The organism is Longimicrobium sp., assembly GCF_036387355.1.
Taxonomy (GTDB): Bacteria; Gemmatimonadota; Gemmatimonadetes; order Longimicrobiales; family Longimicrobiaceae; genus Longimicrobium.
The window spans coordinates 1-16,454 of record NZ_DASVTX010000171.1 but is presented as its reverse complement, the minus strand read 5'-3'; the positions used below and the strand labels follow the sequence as shown (position 1 = coordinate 16,454).

Below are 16,454 nucleotides of genomic sequence, written 5' to 3'. Positions count from 1 at the left end.
GGGGCGCCGCCCGCGCCGCGCGACACCACGGGGGGCGACAGCGCCGCCGCGCGCGCCGACAGCGCGGGCGGCCGCGCCCAGCCGCGGACGGGCGCGCCGGGCCGCGCCGCGCGCGCGGACTCCGCCCGCGCCGACAGCACGCCGCGCGGGCCGCTCCCCTCGCAGAAACTGTCCATCCGCCCCGCGCAGCCGCTGCCGGCCAACACCGCGTTCCGCGTGCGCGTGACCGGGGTGCGCAACATCAACGGGCTGGTGGGCGGGGGCGACGTTCCGCTCCGCACGCCGCGCCCGGCGCCCGCGCCACGCGCCGCCACGCCGGCCGCCGGCGCGACGCGCCCCGCGAATCCCGCGGCGGACTCCGCCCGTACCCAGGCTCCGGCCGGTCCGGCCCCTTCGCCGGTACCCGCGCCGTCCACGCCGCCTCGCACGGCCCCAGTCGCGCCTGTGGTGCCGCCGAGAACGCCGTCCGCTTCCAGCTCATCCTCATCAGGATCTTGACCTCCATGTCTGAAAACGCGCCGCTGGCCGGCCTCCTCGCCGGAAAGAAGGGCCTCATTGTCGGGGTGGCCAACCAGAACTCCATCGCCTGGGCCTGCGCACAGGCGCTGCACGGGGCGGGGATGGAGCTGGCCTTTACCTACCAGGGCGAGGTGATGCGCGACCGCGTGCACAAGACCATCGCCACGCTGGGCGAGGTGCCCACCTACGACATGGACGTGCGCGACGATGCGCAGATCCAGTCGGTGGTGGAGCAGGTGCGGGAGCGCTGGGGGCAGCTGGACTTTCTGGTGCACTCGGTCGCATTCGCGCCCAAGACGGCCATGGCCAACTCGTTCCTGGAAACCTCGCGCGAGGACTTTCTGGCCGCCCACGAGATCAGCGCCTACTCGCTGGTGGGCCTCTCCCGCGCCTTTGCGCCGCTGATGGTGGAGGGCGGAAGCATCGTGACCATGACGTACTACGGGTCGCAGAAGGCGGTGCCCGGGTACAACGTGATGGGTGTGGCCAAGGCGGCGCTGGAGGCTTCGGTGCGGTACCTGGCGGTGGACCTGGGGCAGCGCGGCATTCGTGTGAACGCCGTTTCGGCGGGCGCCATCAACACGCTGGCGGCGCGCGGCGTGGCGCACTTCCGCGACCTGATGAAGATCACCGCCGAGCGCTCGCCGCTGAAGCGCACGGTGGAGCCGTCGGAGGTGGGGAACACGGCGCTGTTCCTGGCGTCGGACCTGTCGACGGGGATCACCGGCGAGACGATGTACGTGGACGCGGGGTTCAACATCACCGCGGGATAGGACGGCGTGGCGGGAGTGCGTGAGTGCTGGGTGCGTGAGTGCGTGAGTGCCGCAGGACAGGTGTTGAGTGGTTCGGACGGTTCGGCGCATGCTGAGGCACCCCTCTCCCCCCAGCCCCCTCTCCCGCAAGCGGGCGAGGGGGAGCCGTTCGGCTCGGGAGACCGGTTCGGCTCGTGTCCGCGGCTTCGGATCGGGTCGGTGCGGAGGCGAATGACGCACGCGTGACCCGGCCTCCGCCCGGCGGTTGAAACCGCAGGTCGAACCACACGAAGTCGGCCGCGGACTGCGGCGGGCTGTGCCGGTGCGTGCGGCCGCCGCGAGATGGGCCGGGTTGGGTGAAGCCCCGAACCGCGCCTGTGGGCGCGGTGTCGGGGCTTTCCGCTTCTGGAGCGGCGGATTCCGCTCAGGCCCCCGCACTGGACCTGGCTCCGGGCGTCGGGCCTGCCGCCTCGTGCCGGTGAAGTCTCCCCGTCTGTTTGGGGAGACTTTCCGCCGTTGTTGCGGCGGATTCATCCGCTCAGGAAACTCTCAGTGACGCGGATCTCTGACCCGCACACCGGACCTGCCGCCGCGCCCAACCCTCCCCAGTCCGTTTCGGGGGAGGGTGGGTGAGTCATGCGAACCCGGGTGGGGGCCGCCCGGGAACTCCGCCCCACGCTCGAGGCCGACCAACGACACGGCGCCGCTCCCCATCCCGGAGAGCGGCGCCGTGTCGTTCATCGCGCGAGGATCAGCGCTGGGCGAACGCCTCCAGCTCCGCCGGGCTCATGAAGCCGATGCGCTTGGGCCCGCGCGGGCTTTCGCGCTTCAGCTGCTCGGCGATCTCCTCGTACTCCTTTTCCACCTCCGGCGTCACCGACGCGCGCGTCTCCTTGAGCGCCGCCTCAAAAAAGCGCATGGGCACCTCGGTGATCTCCAGGTTCTCGCGCAGCGCCTGCAATCCCGCGCGCCGCACCAGGTCCTCCAGGTCCGCGCCGGTGTAGCCGTGCGTGCGCTCCGCCAGCGTGTCCAGGTCCACGTCGCCGGCCAGCGGCATTTCCTTGGTGTGAATCTCCAGAATTCTCAAGCGCCCGGACCGCTCCGGCACGGGGATGTACACCATCTCGTCGAACCGGCCGGGACGCGTCAGCGCGGGATCCAGCAGCATGGGCCGGTTCGTCGCGCCGATGACGACGATGCCGTTCAGCTCCTCCAGCCCGTCCATCTCCGCAAGGATGGTGTTCACCACGCGCTCCGTGACCGCCGGCTCGCCACCCATCCCGCCGCCCCGCTGCGGCGCGAGCGAGTCGATCTCGTCGATGAAGATCACGGTTGGCGCCACCTGCCGCGCGCGCTGGAACAGGCGCGACACCTGCTGCTCGCTTTCGCCGTACCACTTGCTGAGCAGGTCCGACGACTTGGCCGCGATGAAGTTGGCCTCCGACTCGCGCGCCACCGCCTTGGCGATCAGCGTCTTGCCCGTCCCCGGCGGGCCGTAGAGGAGGAAACCCTTCGCCGGGCGAATGCCCAGGCGGCGGAAGGCGTCCGGGTGCTTGAGCGGAAGCTCCACGCCCTCGCGCAGCAGCCGCTGCGCTTCTTCCAGCCCGCCGATGTCGCTCCACCCCACGTCGGGCACCTGGATCATGATCTCGCGCACGGCGCTGGGCTGCACCCGCTTCTGCGCGCTCAGAAAGTCCTGCCGGCAGACGATGAGCAGCTCCAGCACCTCGGGCGGGATCTCGTCGCGGTCCAGATCGATGCTGGGCAGATGGCGGCGCAGCGTCTCGATGGCCGCCTCGCGCGCCAGGGCAGACAGGTCCGCGCCCACGAAGCCGTAGGTGACGCGCGCGATCTCGTCCAGGTCCACGTCGTCGTGCAGCGGCATGCCGCGCGTGTGAATGCCCAGAATCTCGCGCCGCCCCGACATGTCAGGCACGCCGATCACGATCTCGCGGTCAAAGCGCCCCGGCCGCCGCAGCGCCTCGTCCAGCGCGTTGGGCCGGTTGGTGGCGCCGATCACAACGACGTTCTGCCGCGGCTCCAGCCCGTCCATCAACGTGAGCAGCTGGGCGACGATGCGGCGCTCCACCTCGCCCGTGGCTTCTTCCCGCTTGGGCGCGATGCTGTCGATCTCGTCGATGAAGACGATGGACGGCGCCTGCTCGGCCGCCTGCTGAAACACGTCGCGCAGCCGCTGCTCGCTTTCGCCGTGAAAGCGGCCCATGATCTCGGGCCCGGCGATGTGAAAGAACTGCGCGTCCGCCTCGTTGGCCACGGCGCGCGCGATCAGCGTCTTGCCGGTGCCCGGAGGCCCGTGCAGCAGCACGCCCTTGGGCGGGTCGATCCCCAGGCGCTGGAACAGTTCCGGGTGCTTGAGCGGAAGCTCGATCATCTCCCGCACCTGCTCCACCGTGTTTCCCTGGCCGCCGATGTCCTCGTACGTGACGTCGGCGCTGCGGCGCTCGGTGGCTTCCTCGTACTCCGGAAGCAGCTCGATCTCCGTCTCCTGCACCACCTGCACGACGCCGCGCGGATTGGTGTTCACCACGCGCAGCCGCACCTCCTGCAGGCCGAAGGTGGTCTGCTGCAGCAGGGTGCGCAGGATGTCTTCCGGCAGCGGATTGGGGTCGGTGGAGCGCGTGCCGCCGCGGCGGTACACGGAGGTGCTGATCACGTCTCCCGTCACCAGCGGCCGCTGAAACAGCGTGCGGCGCAGCGCGTCGCCGGAGCCCATCAGCCGCATGTTGGGCGCGGCGGGGGCGATGGTGATCTTGCGCGCGGCTTTCATTTCCGCGCGGCGAAGCTGCACGTGGTCGCCAATGCCGGCGTCGGCGTTGGCGCGCTGCAGGCCGTCCAGGCGAATCAGGTCCGTCTGCTCATCTTCCGGATAGGGCGGAAGGGCAAGCGCGGCGGTCGTGCGCTTGCCCACGATCTCCACCACCTCGCCCTCGCTGAGCCCCAGCCGCTCAAAGGTCTGCCGCCCCAGCCGCGCGACCCCTTTGCCCACGTCCGGCCCCTTGGCCCCCGCGACCTGTACGCGGATGTCCTTGCTGTTCCGGTCCCGCTGCTCTTCCGGCTGATCCGCCATTCGATCCGCTCCCTGGCCCGTGTATGGGAATGGGCTCCCCCGCCGCTCACCCCGAAAAGCTCCCGCAATCGCCGGTCCTTTCCGTTCAAGCCTTGTTCCACGCGCGTTTCAACCGGATTTCCGGCACGTCCCGAGACGCGGTGCGCAGGCGGAATCGCTCTCCGTCACAGCCGCTGGCGTGCCCCGTGCGGGGTGCGCCGGCGGCTTTCGCGTCCGCGGTGGATGCGGCAACGACAATCGGGGGGATCACGATGCGGGTGATGGGGATCGCGGGGAGCCTGCGACAGTCTTCGTACAATCGCGCGCTTCTGGCCGCGGCGGTGGAGCTTGCGCCGGAGGGGATGACCATCGAGCCGTACGAGGGGCTGGCGGACATCCCCATGTACAACGGCGACCTGGACACGGATGAACTGCGCCCGGCGTCCGTCGTGGATCTCAAGCGGCGGATCGCGGAGGCGGACGCGCTGTTCATCGTGTCGCCGGAATACAACTACAGCGTGCCGGGCGTGCTCAAGAACGCCATCGACTGGGCATCGCGGCCGGGCTACAAGTCGGTGCTGTCGGGGAAGCCGGCGGCGATCGGCGGTGCGTCGGGTGGGGGGATCGGGACGGCGCGCATGCAGGTGCACCTGCGCGAAGTGCTGTACGCCACGCTCGTTCACGTCATGCCGCACCCCGGACTGCTGGTGGGTGCCGCGCAGACCAAGTTCTCGGATGGTCGACTGACGGACGAGGCGACGCGCCAGTTCCTCGCCAACTTCCTGCGCGACTTCCACGCGTTCGCCGCCGCGCGGCGGGGGTGACTGGACGGTGGATAGGGACGGACACCCGGCCGTGAAACGAAGGGTGTGCGTCGCAACCCCGTTCAGGTCGGCGGGGTTCCCGCCTCCCGCGCACCATGATGGAGATCGCCGCCGCGCTCGGGGAGGAGAGAGGCGGCGAGCGCGGTCAGCAGGCAGCCGCCAAGCGCCGTCTCACAATGCGAACGGGTCCGTCCGCGCGCGGCAGAACGCCGACGACAAAGGCTTTCGTAATGTCGTCGGCGGCCGAACACGGGAGGATGTAGGACACGTGGATGAACGTGGTATCGGCGGCGGCACGGTAGCCGTCCAGCCGGATTTCCGGAGCCGCCGAGCTTCCGCGCCCGGCCGTCGCAACGATCACCATCTCGTGGCGAAAATCAATCGCGAGCCGGCCGGTGACGCCGTCGCTGTCCGCTCCCAGCCGCACCCTGGCTTGTGCCCATCCGGCCTCATCCCGAACCATCCACTGGCGCTGTTCGGCCACGTTGCTCTGATCCCAGTACTCCATCCGCGTCACCGGGCTGAGCTGCGCGTCCGCCGCGGGCTTGCAGCCGGCGGGCAGCAGCAGAAGCGGGGCGAGCAGGCGGAGGGAACGAGGCATCGTGGCCGCGGTGGGCGGGGTGGGAGCGTCCGCAGTACGTTCAATGCCCGATGGCTGGCTGTCAATCGCAACACCCAACGAATTGCATGCCCACGCGCAGACCGAGCAAGGAAGAGATTGCCGCCGCGGCGGACACGCTGGTTCCCGACATCATCGCGCCGGGGCTCAAGGTGCTGTTCTGCGGCATCAACCCGGGCCTGTACACCGCGGCTGTGGGGCACCACTTCGCGCGCCCAGGAAACCGCTTCTGGAAGGCGCTGCACGAGGGCGGGTTCACGCCACGCATCCTGGACCCGTCGGAAGAGGACGAGCTGCTGCGGGCCGGGTGCGGCATCACCAACATCGTGGACCGTGCATCCACGGCGGCCGCGGAGCTCACCGCGGCCGAACTCGCGGAGGGCGGCCGCGCGCTGGACAAGAAGGTGCGGCGGTTCGCGCCGCGGTACCTGGCCGTGCTGGGGCTGGGCGCCTACCGAACGGCGTTCGGACGACCGAAGGCCGCGCTGGGGCGGCAGGAGGATACCGTCGGCGGCCGGCCGGTCTGGGTGCTGCCGAATCCCAGCGGCCTGAACGCCAATTACCGCCCGGCCGACTTTGCCCGCCTGTTCCGCGAGCTGCACGACGCGGCGAACGCGGAAGCGGCGGAGTGAGCGAAGCGCCGCAAGTGCTGATGGCGCGCGGAGCTAACTGGACGCCAGCGCAGCGGCAGAACATGACAGACCGAACCCTTTTCAGCCACGGGTGAGACGGATCGGCGACACAGGAAAAATCTCGTCTATGGCGTTATAGGGTAGGGATTTAGGAGGGGTGAAGAAAACCCTTTACGAATGGGTGGGAGGGCCTTACCTTTCGGCCAGCGTCAAGGGAAAGTGGACGCGTTACGAGCACCCAACCCGGAGGAACCGGCAATGACCAACCACCCCAGCTTTACGGCCGAGCAGGCCGCCAGGGCGTTCGCGCAGGCGCTGGGCGGCACCCGCATTCCGCTGTTCGACGGCGTGCCCGACGCTTCGCTCCGGCGGTCGCCCATGGGGGGCTTCATCATCCCCGCGGTGGCCGTCCGCCTGGAGGGCCCGGCGTGCGCCCCGGAGCCGGTGGCCCGCGCCGCCATGCCGGGACGCAGGCCGGCGGCGCGCAGGACCCGGCGGCTGGTGGGGCGTGCACGCCTCGAGGCGGAGTGACGCCATGGAAACCAGTTCCTACAACGACTGCGTCTTCATCAACTGTCCGTTCGACACGATGTACTGGCCTCTCTTCGAGGCCATTACTTTTTCGGTGATGCACTGCGGCTTTGTTCCGCGGTGCGCGCTGGAGGTGGAGGACGGCAGCGAGGTGCGGATCCAGAAGATCAAGGGAATCATCCGCGAGTGCCGCCTGGCCATTCACGACATCTCGCGCACGGAGTGCGACGGCGACCCGCCGCTGCCCCGCTTCAACATGCCCCTGGAGCTCGGGCTGTTCATGGGCGCCAAGGAGTACGGGGTGCGCGACCAGAAGCGCAAGGCGGCGGTGGTGCTGGATACCGAGCGGTACCGGTACCAGCGGTTCATCTCCGACGTGGCGGGCCACGACGTGTGCGCCCACGCCGAGGACGTGCTGCACGTGATCCGGCACGTGCGCAACTTTCTGCTCTCGCACACGCCGCGGTCCGTGTTTCTGCCCGGGCCGGAGCGCATCGCGGACCGGTACCAGGACTTCCGGGCGGCGCTTCCGCGGGCCTGCGCCGCGCTGCACGTAAACCCCGAGAGCCTTACCTTTCACGATCTCACTCGGCTGATCCACGGCTACATGCAGGCGCAGTCGGCCATGCACGATCCGGCCGGCATTCTCACGGCGGCGAGCGCCTTTGCCACGGCGGAGGGACGGACGCTTGCGCCGGGGACGGACTTTCGCGCGGCGAGTTGACAGGGTGCGCGGGGCGGGATAATATCCGCCATGGAACCACGGAACACCGTGCAAGCACCCGAAACGCCCGTCGTCCTCCTCCCTCGCGGAGCGCAGGATCGGCGGGTTTCGCGCATTCTGGAGGCCTGATGAACGGACCGGACACGCCCTCGTCCCGCTTCGTGGGCGAAGGGCTGACCTTTGACGACGTGCTGCTGGTGCCGCGGCGCTCCGCGGTGCTGCCGGCGCAGACGGACGTGCGCACCCGCCTGACCTCCCGCATCGACCTCGCGATCCCCTTCATGGCGGCCGCGATGGACACGGTGACGGAGAGCCGCATGGCCATCACCATGGCCCGCGAAGGCGGCATCGGCATCATTCACAAGAACATGACCATCGACCGGCAGGCCGAGGAGGTGGACCGGGTGAAGCGGTCGGAGAGCGGGATGATCCAGAACCCGGTCACCATCCGCCCGGACCAGCTGCTGACGGACCTGCTGGCGCTGATGAACCGCTTCAGCGTGAGCGGCATTCCGGTGGTGCAGGACGACGGCCGGCTGGTGGGTATCATCACCAACCGCGACCTGCAGTTCGAGACGGACCGCAGCCGCCCCGTGCGCGAGGTGATGCGCAGCGAGGGGCTGGTGACGGCGCCGGTGGGCACCTCGCTGGAGGAGGCGGTGCAGATCCTTCACCGCCACCGCATCGAAAAGCTTCCCGTGGTGGACGGGGAGGGGCGGCTGCAGGGGCTCATCACCGTAAAGGACATCCGCAAGCGGGCGCAGTTTCCCAACGCGTGCAAGGACGAGCGCGGCCGGCTGCGCGTGGGCGCGGCCATCGGCGCCTCCCTGCGCGACCTGGACCGGGCGCACGCGCTGGTGCAGGCGGGGGTGGACGTGCTCGTCGTCGACACGGCGCACGGGCACAGCGAGGGGGTGCTGGACGCCGTCGCCCGCATTCGCGAAGCCTTTCCCGACGCGCAGATCATCGGCGGCAACGTGGCGACGCGCGACGGGGCGGCGGCGCTGGTGGAGCGGGGGGTGGACGCGGTCAAGGTGGGCGTGGGCCCGGGCAGCATCTGCACGACTCGCGTAGTGGCGGGCGTGGGCGTGCCGCAGCTGACGGCGGTGATGGACGCGGTGGAGGGCGCGGCGGGGCGCGCGCCGGTGATCGCCGACGGCGGCATCAAGTACTCCGGCGACGTGGTGAAGGCGCTGGCGGCCGGCGCCCACGCGGTGATGATGGGGAGCATGCTTGCGGGGACGGAGGAAAGCCCCGGCGAGTCGTTTCTGCTGGAGGGGCGGCGCTTCAAGATCGTTCGCGGCATGGGGTCGCTGGGCGCCATGAGCGAGGGCTCGGCGGACCGCTACTTCCAGGATTCGTCTGCGGATGCGCGCAAGTTCGTGCCGGAGGGGATCGAGGGGCGCGTGCCGTACAAGGGCCCCGCCGCGGACACCATCTACCAGCTCGTGGGCGGGCTGCGGAGCGGGATGGGCTACCTGGGCTGCCCGGACATCGAGACGCTGCGCGCCGAACCCAGCTTCATGCGCATCACGGGCGCGGGGCTGCGCGAGAGCCATCCGCACGACGTTACGATCACGCGCGAGGCGCCGAACTACCATTCGTAACGGCCAGTGCGTTAGTGCTGGGTGCGTGAGTGCGGAAAGGGAAGTACGAAAGTACGAGAGTACGAGAGTACGAGAGTGTTGGGAGAATGCCGGGGCGGGGGAGCGCGATGGCTTCCTCGCCCCGGCGCGTTTGTCGGGGTTCGGGACGGGCGCGGCGAGCCCGGCGGAGGGCTGGGGCGCCGGTGTCCACGTTGTCGCGCGAATGCCTCAATCTGTACGCAGTGGCAGCCGGCAGGCGGAGCGGCCTGTGCAAGGAAAGTGGCGGAAAGCGGAGTCTCTCTGCGGCGCCGGTTTCTGGTATACGCGTTGCTTTGGCCGCCGGTCCCTCGCGCTCGCGCGTATCCCGCCCGCCCGGCGATGCTCCACACTTCATGAGCCTTTCCAAGGTCTGGCATCATGTGTTCGCGGGAGAAGCCAGCCGCTCGCGCTGCCGCGAGCTGCTGGCGGCCATGGCCGCGGGCGGGCTGAGCCTGGCGCCCCTGGACCCGGACGAAACCGGCGGCTGCGGAGTGGTGCTGTTTGACCAGGTGAGCGACGAGCTGTGCGATTTCGTGCGCGAAACCAGCCAGGCCGGACGGGCGCGGGTGCTGGCGCTGGGCACCAGCGGGTCCGCGGTGGCGAACGGGCAGGGATGGCGGCTGCTGCGCGCCGGCGCCTCCGACGTCTTTGCGCGCGAGGTGGCGGCCGAGGCGGCCCGCGCGGCGCTCGCCCGTTTTGAGCGGTGGGCGGCGGTGGACCGGCTGGTGGATTCGCCGCTGGTGCGCAATCACCTGGTGGGGCGCAGCCCGGTGTGGCTGGGGCTGCTGCGGCAGGTGGTGGAGGCCGCGGCGTTCACGGATGTGCCCGTCCTGGTGACGGGCGAGAGCGGCACCGGCAAGGAGCTGGTGGCGCGCCTCATCCACGCGCTGGACACCCGGCCGCGCAAACGCGAACTGGTGCTGCTGGACTGCACCACGGTGGTCCCGCAGCTGTCGGGAAGCGAGTTCTTTGGCCACGAGCGCGGCGCGTACACCGGCGCGGTGGGGCCGCGGGAGGGCGCGTTCGCGCTGGCGGACGGCGGCACCCTGTTCCTGGACGAGGTGGGCGAACTGCCGCCCACCCTGCAGGCGCAGTTGCTGCGCGTGGTGCAGGAAAAAACGTACAAGCGCACCGGCGGCAACGCCTGGCAGAAGACGGACTTCCGGCTGGTGTGCGCCACCAACCGCGACCTGGTGGACGAGGTGGCGCGCGGCGCGTTCCGGGCAGACCTGTACTACCGCATCGCCAGCGTCACCTGCCGCCTTCCCGCCCTGCGCGACCGGCCGGAAGACATCATTCCCCTGTTCGAGCACTTCCTGGCCGAGCTTCGTCCGGGCGCGCAGCCCGCGCAGTTGGACGAGCCCGTGCGCGAGTTTCTGCTTGCCCGCGCGTACCCGGGCAACGTGCGCGACCTGCGCCAGCTCGCCGCGCGCGTCGCCTGCCGGTGCGTGGGCGACGGGCCGGTCACCATGGGCCAGCTGCCGGAAGACGAGCGCCCCGCGCCGGACGGCTCGGCCGACGACTGGCGTGACACGGGCTTTGAAACGTGCATCCGCCGCGCGCTGGTGCAGGGCGTGGGGCTCAAGGAAATCAGCCGCATCGCCACGGACGCCGCCATCCGCATCGCCGTGCTGGAGGAGGAGGGCAACCTGCAGCGCGCCGCCCGCCGTCTGGGCGTAACGGACCGCGCGCTGCAGATGCGCAAGGCCGCGGGGCGGAGCGGCGTTCCGGCTGCGAACTGACCAGGCTCACGGGATCTGCGCCTCGCCCTCCCACGGGTCTCGCCCGTGCGGGGCGGCGTAGCTCCGGGCCGGGACGGGCGCGGCGGCGAGCCGGGCCGGCGCACGCCTGCGCTTGGCGAGCAGGCGCAGCAGGTTGCCGGCGGTCACTTTCCGCTCGTCCGCGGGGGAAAGGTGAAGGGCGCGCACCTTCTCCAGCTCCACGCCCGGGTGCAGCCACGGCCCGTCGCTGCCGAACAGGAACTTGCCCGCGCCTGCCCTGCGCACCGCCTTCTGCAGGATGTCGAACCGCCGCACGCCCGAGGTGTCGGTGTACACGTTGGGGTGCCGCTCCAGCAGGTCGATGAGCGCGTTCTGCGCGCGCCAGTCGTCCGCAAAGCTGCCCAGGTGCGGGATGATGAAGTCCACGTCCGGGTACTCCGTGGCCAGCAGCTCCACCGCGGGCACCTCGCCCATCACGTCGTACAGCACGGGGATGCGCCACGCGCGCGCCGCCCGGCACACCTCGCGGCTGATGCGGGCGTCGTGGCGGTGCAGCTTGATGCCTCGGAACCCGTACGTGCGCACCGCCGTCCCCACCAGCTCGGCCATGCGCCCGGCGTCGCGCTCCGCGTGCACGAAGGCGAACCCCCAGAACCGGTCCGGCCGGGCGCGGACGATCCGCGCGACCTCGGCGTTGGCGACCGCGTAGTCCGAGTGAAAGGCGGCGAACAGCACCGTCCTCCGGATCCCGGCCTCATCCGCCCAGCGCAGGTAGTCGTTCAGCGGGGCGCGGGTGTCCCACGGGCCCGTAAGCCCGTCCCCCGCGCCGGCGTGGCAGTGGCAGTCGATGATCATGGGCGGGGGCTCCGCGCGCGGAGCTCTGGGGAGGGCGGCGGATTCAGCCGCTGGATCAGCCTGTCCACGGAGTCAAGAAGCCGGGGAAACTTCGTTTTCTTGCCCTTGATCCCCGTGGTCAGCAGTACGACGGCGTACTCGATCGTGTAGTCGTTGTGCAGCGTTACGAAGCGGCGCACCAGCGCGCCGTCGTGACCCAGTTCCGTCTCCCTGTTCGCGGCGTCCACCGTACGGCCGCACTTGGCCGCGATCCGGATGGCGTTCGGCAGGCTTCTGGGCCAGAAATACGTGCAGGCGCCATCCACCGCGTCGGCAAAGCGGCCGGTGGCGTCGCCGTCCGGAAGCCTTCCCTGCGCAAGCAGCGAGTAGAAGACGGCGACCCCCAGGGCGGTGACGTTGTGCGGGCTGAGGGGCGTGGTGGGAAGAACCTGCGCGAACGAGCGCAGCATTTCTCCCGGAAACGTGCAGTCCGGCTCCCTCGCGTCGGCCATGCAGTGGTCTGTCCGCGTGTCGCACGGCTTTCCGCGCTCCTGGCAGTACCCGCTCGTGAGCCACAGCCCGCCACGCACCCGGTTCAAGAGCCCCGCCTGCCACACGGCCGAGGTGATGAACGGAATGCCGAGCTTGCTGACGAGCAGCGAGGCGGTCCAGTTGCAGTTGCGGGCGGTGCAGTACACCAGCCGCCCCGCTGGCCAGTTGATTTCCACCTGCACCGGCGCACCCGGCCGCTCGGTCAGGAACAGGAGCCATGCCGCTTCGGGGTGCACGTTGCGAGGGACACCTGCCCCGGCCCAAAGCTTGTGAGCCCGATCCAGCAGCTCTGTGCGGCTCCTGATGTCCTCGGACGTGGCGAGCCACTGCACGTCGAAGCGCAGTTGGAGCAGAGCGTAGATGGCGAGGATCTTCGCGAGGCTGCCTCCGTCGCCGGGCGTGTTCGCGCTGAACCCCGCGAACGACGGGCGGCACAGCTTTGAACCGGTGAGATCCACGACGGCCGCCCGGATTCGCCTGCTCTCCTCCGGGGTGAAAATCGCCTTGATGACGTCGTTGAGCCCTTCCTCGAGCTGCCTGTTGACGATCGCCTCTCCGGTGCTGTCCAGGAAGCCCGGGTTCATGACCTCCGGGGTCATGCGCACCACCTGCAGATTTCCGCACCGGGCGTCGGGCGTCCGAGCCACGTTGCCGGTCCAGTGCGGCAGCAGGGGGAACGGCGCCTGGGCTGATCGGGAACGGGCCTGGAGTCCGGCCCCGCGCTGCACATCATCCGGGGCACCAGGTTCGCAGGCGTGCTGCCCGGGGTCATGTCCGCCTGCCACGGGCCGTTGGCCGGCACCTGGCACCTGCCCAGCCGCTGATACGTTTCCCACGCGGCCCGCAGCGCGGCGTCCAGCAGGGCGGGGGCGGCCTTGACGGCGTCGCGGAACACGATCAGCGGCATCTGTGCGAGCGGCTGCGCGGGATCCAGGAACACGGCGGCGTTCTGCCCCTTGGGGATCACGTTCCACCATCCGCCCAACGTCTTGGCCCGGAGCGCGGGCACCTGCTGGTCCACCTTGTAGATCCCCAGCTGGTTGGCTTTGACGGCGCCCAGCATCCCCAGCGCCGCGGCGCGCCAGGCGGCGTCCGCCTTTGACATGCGGACAAGCGCGTACTGCGCGTGTACATCGATGCGGGGATGGATGGCGGCGTTGGTAGAAAGCGGGCCGCCAAGCTCGCCCTGCATCCCGCCGTCATCCGCCGGAAACAGGGTGATGCGTCCGCCCCGCCGCACCCAGCGGCCGCTTTGGGTGAGGGTCATCGGATGGCTCCTCGTAAGGCCGGCGCCGTCTCGCCCATCCGGCACAGAAACCGGATGGACGCGTCGATGCCGCGGAAAAGGGTGGGCAGGTGCATCCGCTCGTCGGGCGCGTGCATCCCGTCGCCGGGGCGCGCCAGGCCCATCAGCACCACCGGGGCGCCGAGCGCGTCCATCAGTGCGTTGACCACGGGAATGGTGCCGCCGGAGCGGAGAAAGACGGGCGCAACGCCGAACGCGTCGCGCAGCGCGAGGGCGGCGGTGCGCAGAGCGGGGTGGCGTGGGTCCATCCGCGCGGGATGGGCACCGAACCGCGTCCGCACCTCCACCATCACCGTCCTTGGCGCGAGGCGGGGGATGTGGCGGCGGACGAGCCGCTCCACCCGGGCGGGGTCCTGCCCCGGCACCAGGCGCAGGCTCAGCTTGGCGACGGCGCGCGCGGGGATGACGGCCATTCCGCCCTCGCCCGCGTGCCCTCCACTGATCCCGTTCACCGAAAGCGAGGGGCGCAGGGTGCAGCGCTCGTACGCCGACCATTCGTGCTCGCCCCAGCCGGCGGGCGCGTCCCCGGCGTTGGCCAGCAGTTCCGCGTCCGCCGGGCCGCTGCGCGCCAGGTAGGCACGCTCCCCCGGCGCGGGGGGATGGACGCCGTCGTACAGGCCGGGGATGGCGATGCGGCCGTCCGCCCCGTGCAGCCGCGCGACGATCTCGCACAGCGCCTGCAGCGGATTGTGGATGGCGCCGCCGTACACGCCCGAGTGCAGGTCCCGCCGGGGGCCGCGCACCTCCACCTCCAGGCTCAGCGCGCCGCGGAGCGCGTACGTGATCCCCGGGCGGCCGGGCGCGCGCATGGGCGTGTCGGAGACGAGCGCCACGTCCGCGGCGAACCGCTCCGGCGACCGCCGGAGCGCGTCCAGCAGCCCCGCGCTCCCCGCTTCTTCTTCCCCCTCGAACACGCAGAGCACGTTCACCGGCAGGCGCCCCGTGGTGCGCAGCAGCGCCTCGATGGCCTTTACGTGCGCCCACAGCTGCCCCTTGTCGTCGCAGGCGCCGCGGCCGAACAGTTCGTCGCCGCGCACCGCGGGCTGGAACGGCGGGCTGGTCCACTCCGCGGGATGGTCGGCCGGCTGCACGTCGTAGTGGCCGTACACCAGCACCGTGGGCCGCCCCGGCGCGCCGCTCCACCGGCCCACGACCAGCGGCGCGCCCGACGTCCTCTCCACCCGCGCGTCCAAGCCGATGCAGCGCAGGTGCTCCGCCAGCCACTCCGCGCAGCGGCGCACGTCCGCGGCGTGGGCGGGGTCGCCCGCCACGCTGGGGATCGCGACGAAGCGCTTCAACTCGTCCACGATCACGGCGCGGCGGGCGCGGGCGTACGCGAGCGCGGGGTGGGCGGCGGGCGCGATCATCCCCAGGGCGTCTCGAAGACGACGTTCGGTTCGATGACGGTCTTCCACAGCGACCCGGAGCCGGTGTGGGCGGTCGCACCGGTCAGCCGCTTCTTGTCCGAGAATCCCGGAATCTGGAGGAAGGGCGGTACGGCGCCGGTGTGCGTGATCTCGATGAGGCGAAGGCCGACGGATGCCCGGGACGCCATGGACACGTTGCGCACGTTCTGGTGAAGGTTGTTCAGCAGGCGCATCACCAGGGACTCCACATCCAGCAGGCGCATGCGGCCGCGGACCACCGTCACTTCACCCACGTGCGCGACGAACCGGTCCGCGTTCTGCCCCAGCGATCGCGCACAGTGCACGTAGCCCAGCATCCGGTCCTTGATGTCGTTCTCCTGGGTCATTCCCACCATCAGGGGCTTGTGCTTGGAGCCCATGACCCGGGTAATGACGTAGATGCGCTGCCGGTTTCCCGATCCGGGGCAGTTTTCTCCGAGTCCGCAGTGGCCCACCCAGTTGATGGTGATCTCCACCTTTTCCGCGGGCCCGATCGGAGCCTGGGGGGACGAACTCTTGGGACCCTTGCCGACCATCCGTTCGAGGACATCGGTTTCCGGGCGCACCGCCACGATCTCGCCCTGCATCTCGCCCACGGGGTTCACCAGCAGCGAGTAGCCGGGCGTCTCGAACAGCTCCATCCGCTTGCCGCTGCGCCGGTCGCGCAGGCTGCCGCGGCGGCGCGCCTGGGCGGCCATGCGCGCCACCGAGCGGACGACCGTGGGCGCGGGATCGGCCGGGAGCGGGCCGCCCGCCATCGCGGACAGGTCCGACGGGCGCAGCCGGGACAGGATGGAGTGCAGCCCGCGGTGCGGCAGCCGCAGCTTCCATCCATCCGCCGTCATCCCCGGGCGCGCGGGCGGGGCGGGAAGGTCGGGGATGGGCTCGGGCGAGGCGGCCAAGGCGCGGTGCAGTTCCTCCACCGGGCGCACGGCCACGATCTCGTGCACCTCGGCCTCCAGCTCGCGGCGCAGGCGCGTGACCAGCCCCCACCGGCGCCCGCCCGCGTGCGCGGCGAACACGGGAAAGGCCGCGCCCGAGCGCAGGCCGCGCAGCGTGCCCATCCGCCGCGCCCGCGGGGCCAGCCCCGCCAGCAGGGCCGGGCGCGGAAAGCGCCGCCGCATCCGCCAGCGCGGGTAGCCGCCCCACACCGGCGCGGGGAGCGCGAGCACGTATCCGTCGTCCGACGTCCAGCGGCCGGGGCCGGGGCCGGGGCCGTCGTCCGCGGCGAAGGCGCCGTCGTCCGCGCCGCCGAGGGCGTAGGCGCCCGCCGGAAAGCCGCGGTTGCCGCCGGGGCCGAACCGCGGCGGGTCGTCGTCAAAGTCGTCGTATGGCATGGAAC

The 16,454-nt window shown here is 70.9% G+C and carries 15 protein-coding genes; 7 read left to right on the top strand and 8 right to left on the bottom strand.

Translation table 11 applies throughout. The features are described 5' to 3' along the window. On the bottom strand, positions 1–242 hold a 242-nt coding region (locus VF665_RS07795), incomplete at its 3' end, for a hypothetical protein (protein ID WP_331052847.1). A gap of 261 nt (positions 243–503) precedes the next feature. On the opposite strand from VF665_RS07795, the gene VF665_RS07790 reads away from it, so the two are divergent. Beyond that, the gene (locus tag VF665_RS07790; RefSeq protein ID WP_331052846.1) at positions 504–1,292 is read left to right on the top strand and encodes an enoyl-ACP reductase; all 789 of its coding nucleotides are present in this window, start codon (positions 504–506) and stop codon (positions 1,290–1,292) included. 730 nt (positions 1,293–2,022) lie between these two features. Here the strand turns inward: VF665_RS07790 and VF665_RS07785 are convergent. After that, complete coding sequence (locus tag VF665_RS07785; RefSeq protein WP_331052845.1) at positions 2,023–4,359, bottom strand: CDC48 family AAA ATPase; 2,337 nt, start codon at positions 4,357–4,359, stop codon at positions 2,023–2,025. 251 nt (positions 4,360–4,610) lie between these two features. On the opposite strand from VF665_RS07785, the gene VF665_RS07780 reads away from it, so the two are divergent. After that, positions 4,611–5,162 carry an NADPH-dependent FMN reductase gene (locus VF665_RS07780; protein ID WP_331052844.1) on the top strand — a complete coding sequence of 184 codons (552 nt, stop codon included), beginning with the start codon at positions 4,611–4,613 and terminating at the stop codon, positions 5,160–5,162. Positions 5,163–5,307: 145 nt separating this feature from the next. Here the strand turns inward: VF665_RS07780 and VF665_RS07775 are convergent, their stop codons facing one another. Then, a complete protein-coding gene (locus VF665_RS07775; RefSeq protein ID WP_331052843.1) occupies positions 5,308–5,763 on the bottom strand; it encodes a hypothetical protein in 456 nt (151 codons plus the stop codon). An 86-nt stretch (positions 5,764–5,849) separates the two neighbouring features. On the opposite strand from VF665_RS07775, the gene mug reads away from it, so the two are divergent. The 5 genes from mug (at position 5,850) to VF665_RS07750 (ending at position 11,035) form a co-directional block, all read left to right on the top strand. Further along, positions 5,850–6,413 carry a G/U mismatch-specific DNA glycosylase gene (gene mug / locus VF665_RS07770; RefSeq protein WP_331052842.1) on the top strand — a complete coding sequence of 188 codons (564 nt, stop codon included), beginning with the start codon at positions 5,850–5,852 and terminating at the stop codon, positions 6,411–6,413. Positions 6,414–6,671: 258 nt separating this feature from the next. Beyond that, complete coding sequence (locus tag VF665_RS07765) at positions 6,672–6,944, top strand: hypothetical protein (RefSeq protein ID WP_331052841.1); 273 nt, start codon at positions 6,672–6,674, stop codon at positions 6,942–6,944. A 4-nt stretch (positions 6,945–6,948) separates the two neighbouring features. Beyond that, positions 6,949–7,668, top strand: a complete 720-nt coding sequence (locus tag VF665_RS07760) for a hypothetical protein (RefSeq protein ID WP_331052840.1) — start codon at positions 6,949–6,951, stop codon at positions 7,666–7,668. Positions 7,669–7,796: 128 nt separating this feature from the next. Further along, positions 7,797–9,275: an IMP dehydrogenase gene (gene guaB / locus VF665_RS07755; RefSeq protein WP_331052839.1), complete on the top strand. Its 1,479-nt coding sequence runs from the start codon at positions 7,797–7,799 to the stop codon at positions 9,273–9,275. A 371-nt stretch (positions 9,276–9,646) separates the two neighbouring features. Then, a complete protein-coding gene (locus VF665_RS07750) occupies positions 9,647–11,035 on the top strand; it encodes a sigma 54-interacting transcriptional regulator (RefSeq protein ID WP_331052838.1) in 1,389 nt (462 codons plus the stop codon). 6 nt (positions 11,036–11,041) lie between these two features. Here the strand turns inward: VF665_RS07750 and VF665_RS07745 are convergent, their stop codons facing one another. From VF665_RS07745 to VF665_RS07725, 5 genes are all read right to left on the bottom strand, one after another. Beyond that, positions 11,042–11,869: an amidohydrolase family protein gene (locus VF665_RS07745; protein WP_331052837.1), complete on the bottom strand. Its 828-nt coding sequence runs from the start codon at positions 11,867–11,869 to the stop codon at positions 11,042–11,044. Continuing rightward, entirely contained in the window at positions 11,866–13,008 is a 1,143-nt protein-coding gene (locus VF665_RS07740) for a hypothetical protein (RefSeq protein WP_331052836.1), read from the bottom strand. The genes VF665_RS07745 and VF665_RS07740 overlap by 4 nt, the downstream gene beginning before the upstream one ends. Next, complete coding sequence (locus tag VF665_RS07735) at positions 12,996–13,667, bottom strand: hypothetical protein (protein WP_331052835.1); 672 nt, start codon at positions 13,665–13,667, stop codon at positions 12,996–12,998. The genes VF665_RS07740 and VF665_RS07735 overlap by 13 nt, the downstream gene beginning before the upstream one ends. Next, the gene (locus tag VF665_RS07730) at positions 13,664–15,073 is read right to left on the bottom strand and encodes a dipeptidase (protein ID WP_331052834.1); all 1,410 of its coding nucleotides are present in this window, start codon (positions 15,071–15,073) and stop codon (positions 13,664–13,666) included. Before VF665_RS07730 ends, VF665_RS07735 begins: the two co-directional genes overlap by 4 nt. Next, on the bottom strand, positions 15,070–16,454 hold a 1,385-nt coding region (locus VF665_RS07725), incomplete at its 5' end, for a hypothetical protein (RefSeq protein WP_331052833.1). The genes VF665_RS07730 and VF665_RS07725, both read right to left, overlap by 4 nt.

Excerpts from the sequence above, each read along its gene's own strand:
- VF665_RS07775 (WP_331052843.1), bottom strand. The coding sequence starts at position 5,763 with ATGCCTCGTTCCCTCCGCCTGCTCGCCCCGCTTCTGCTGCTGCCCGCC.
- VF665_RS07730 (WP_331052834.1), bottom strand. The coding sequence starts at position 15,073 with ATGATCGCGCCCGCCGCCCACCCCGCGCTCGCGTACGCCCGCGCCCGC.
- VF665_RS07750 (WP_331052838.1), top strand. The coding sequence starts at position 9,647 with ATGAGCCTTTCCAAGGTCTGGCATCATGTGTTCGCGGGAGAAGCCAGC.
- VF665_RS07735 (WP_331052835.1), bottom strand. The coding sequence starts at position 13,667 with ATGACCCTCACCCAAAGCGGCCGCTGGGTGCGGCGGGGCGGACGCATC.
- mug (WP_331052842.1), top strand. The coding sequence starts at position 5,850 with ATGCCCACGCGCAGACCGAGCAAGGAAGAGATTGCCGCCGCGGCGGAC.
- VF665_RS07785 (WP_331052845.1), bottom strand. The coding sequence starts at position 4,359 with ATGGCGGATCAGCCGGAAGAGCAGCGGGACCGGAACAGCAAGGACATC.
- VF665_RS07760 (WP_331052840.1), top strand. The coding sequence starts at position 6,949 with ATGGAAACCAGTTCCTACAACGACTGCGTCTTCATCAACTGTCCGTTC.
- VF665_RS07765 (WP_331052841.1), top strand. The coding sequence starts at position 6,672 with ATGACCAACCACCCCAGCTTTACGGCCGAGCAGGCCGCCAGGGCGTTC.
- VF665_RS07745 (WP_331052837.1), bottom strand. The coding sequence starts at position 11,869 with ATGATCATCGACTGCCACTGCCACGCCGGCGCGGGGGACGGGCTTACG.
- VF665_RS07780 (WP_331052844.1), top strand. The coding sequence starts at position 4,611 with ATGCGGGTGATGGGGATCGCGGGGAGCCTGCGACAGTCTTCGTACAAT.
- VF665_RS07790 (WP_331052846.1), top strand. The coding sequence starts at position 504 with ATGTCTGAAAACGCGCCGCTGGCCGGCCTCCTCGCCGGAAAGAAGGGC.
- guaB (WP_331052839.1), top strand. The coding sequence starts at position 7,797 with ATGAACGGACCGGACACGCCCTCGTCCCGCTTCGTGGGCGAAGGGCTG.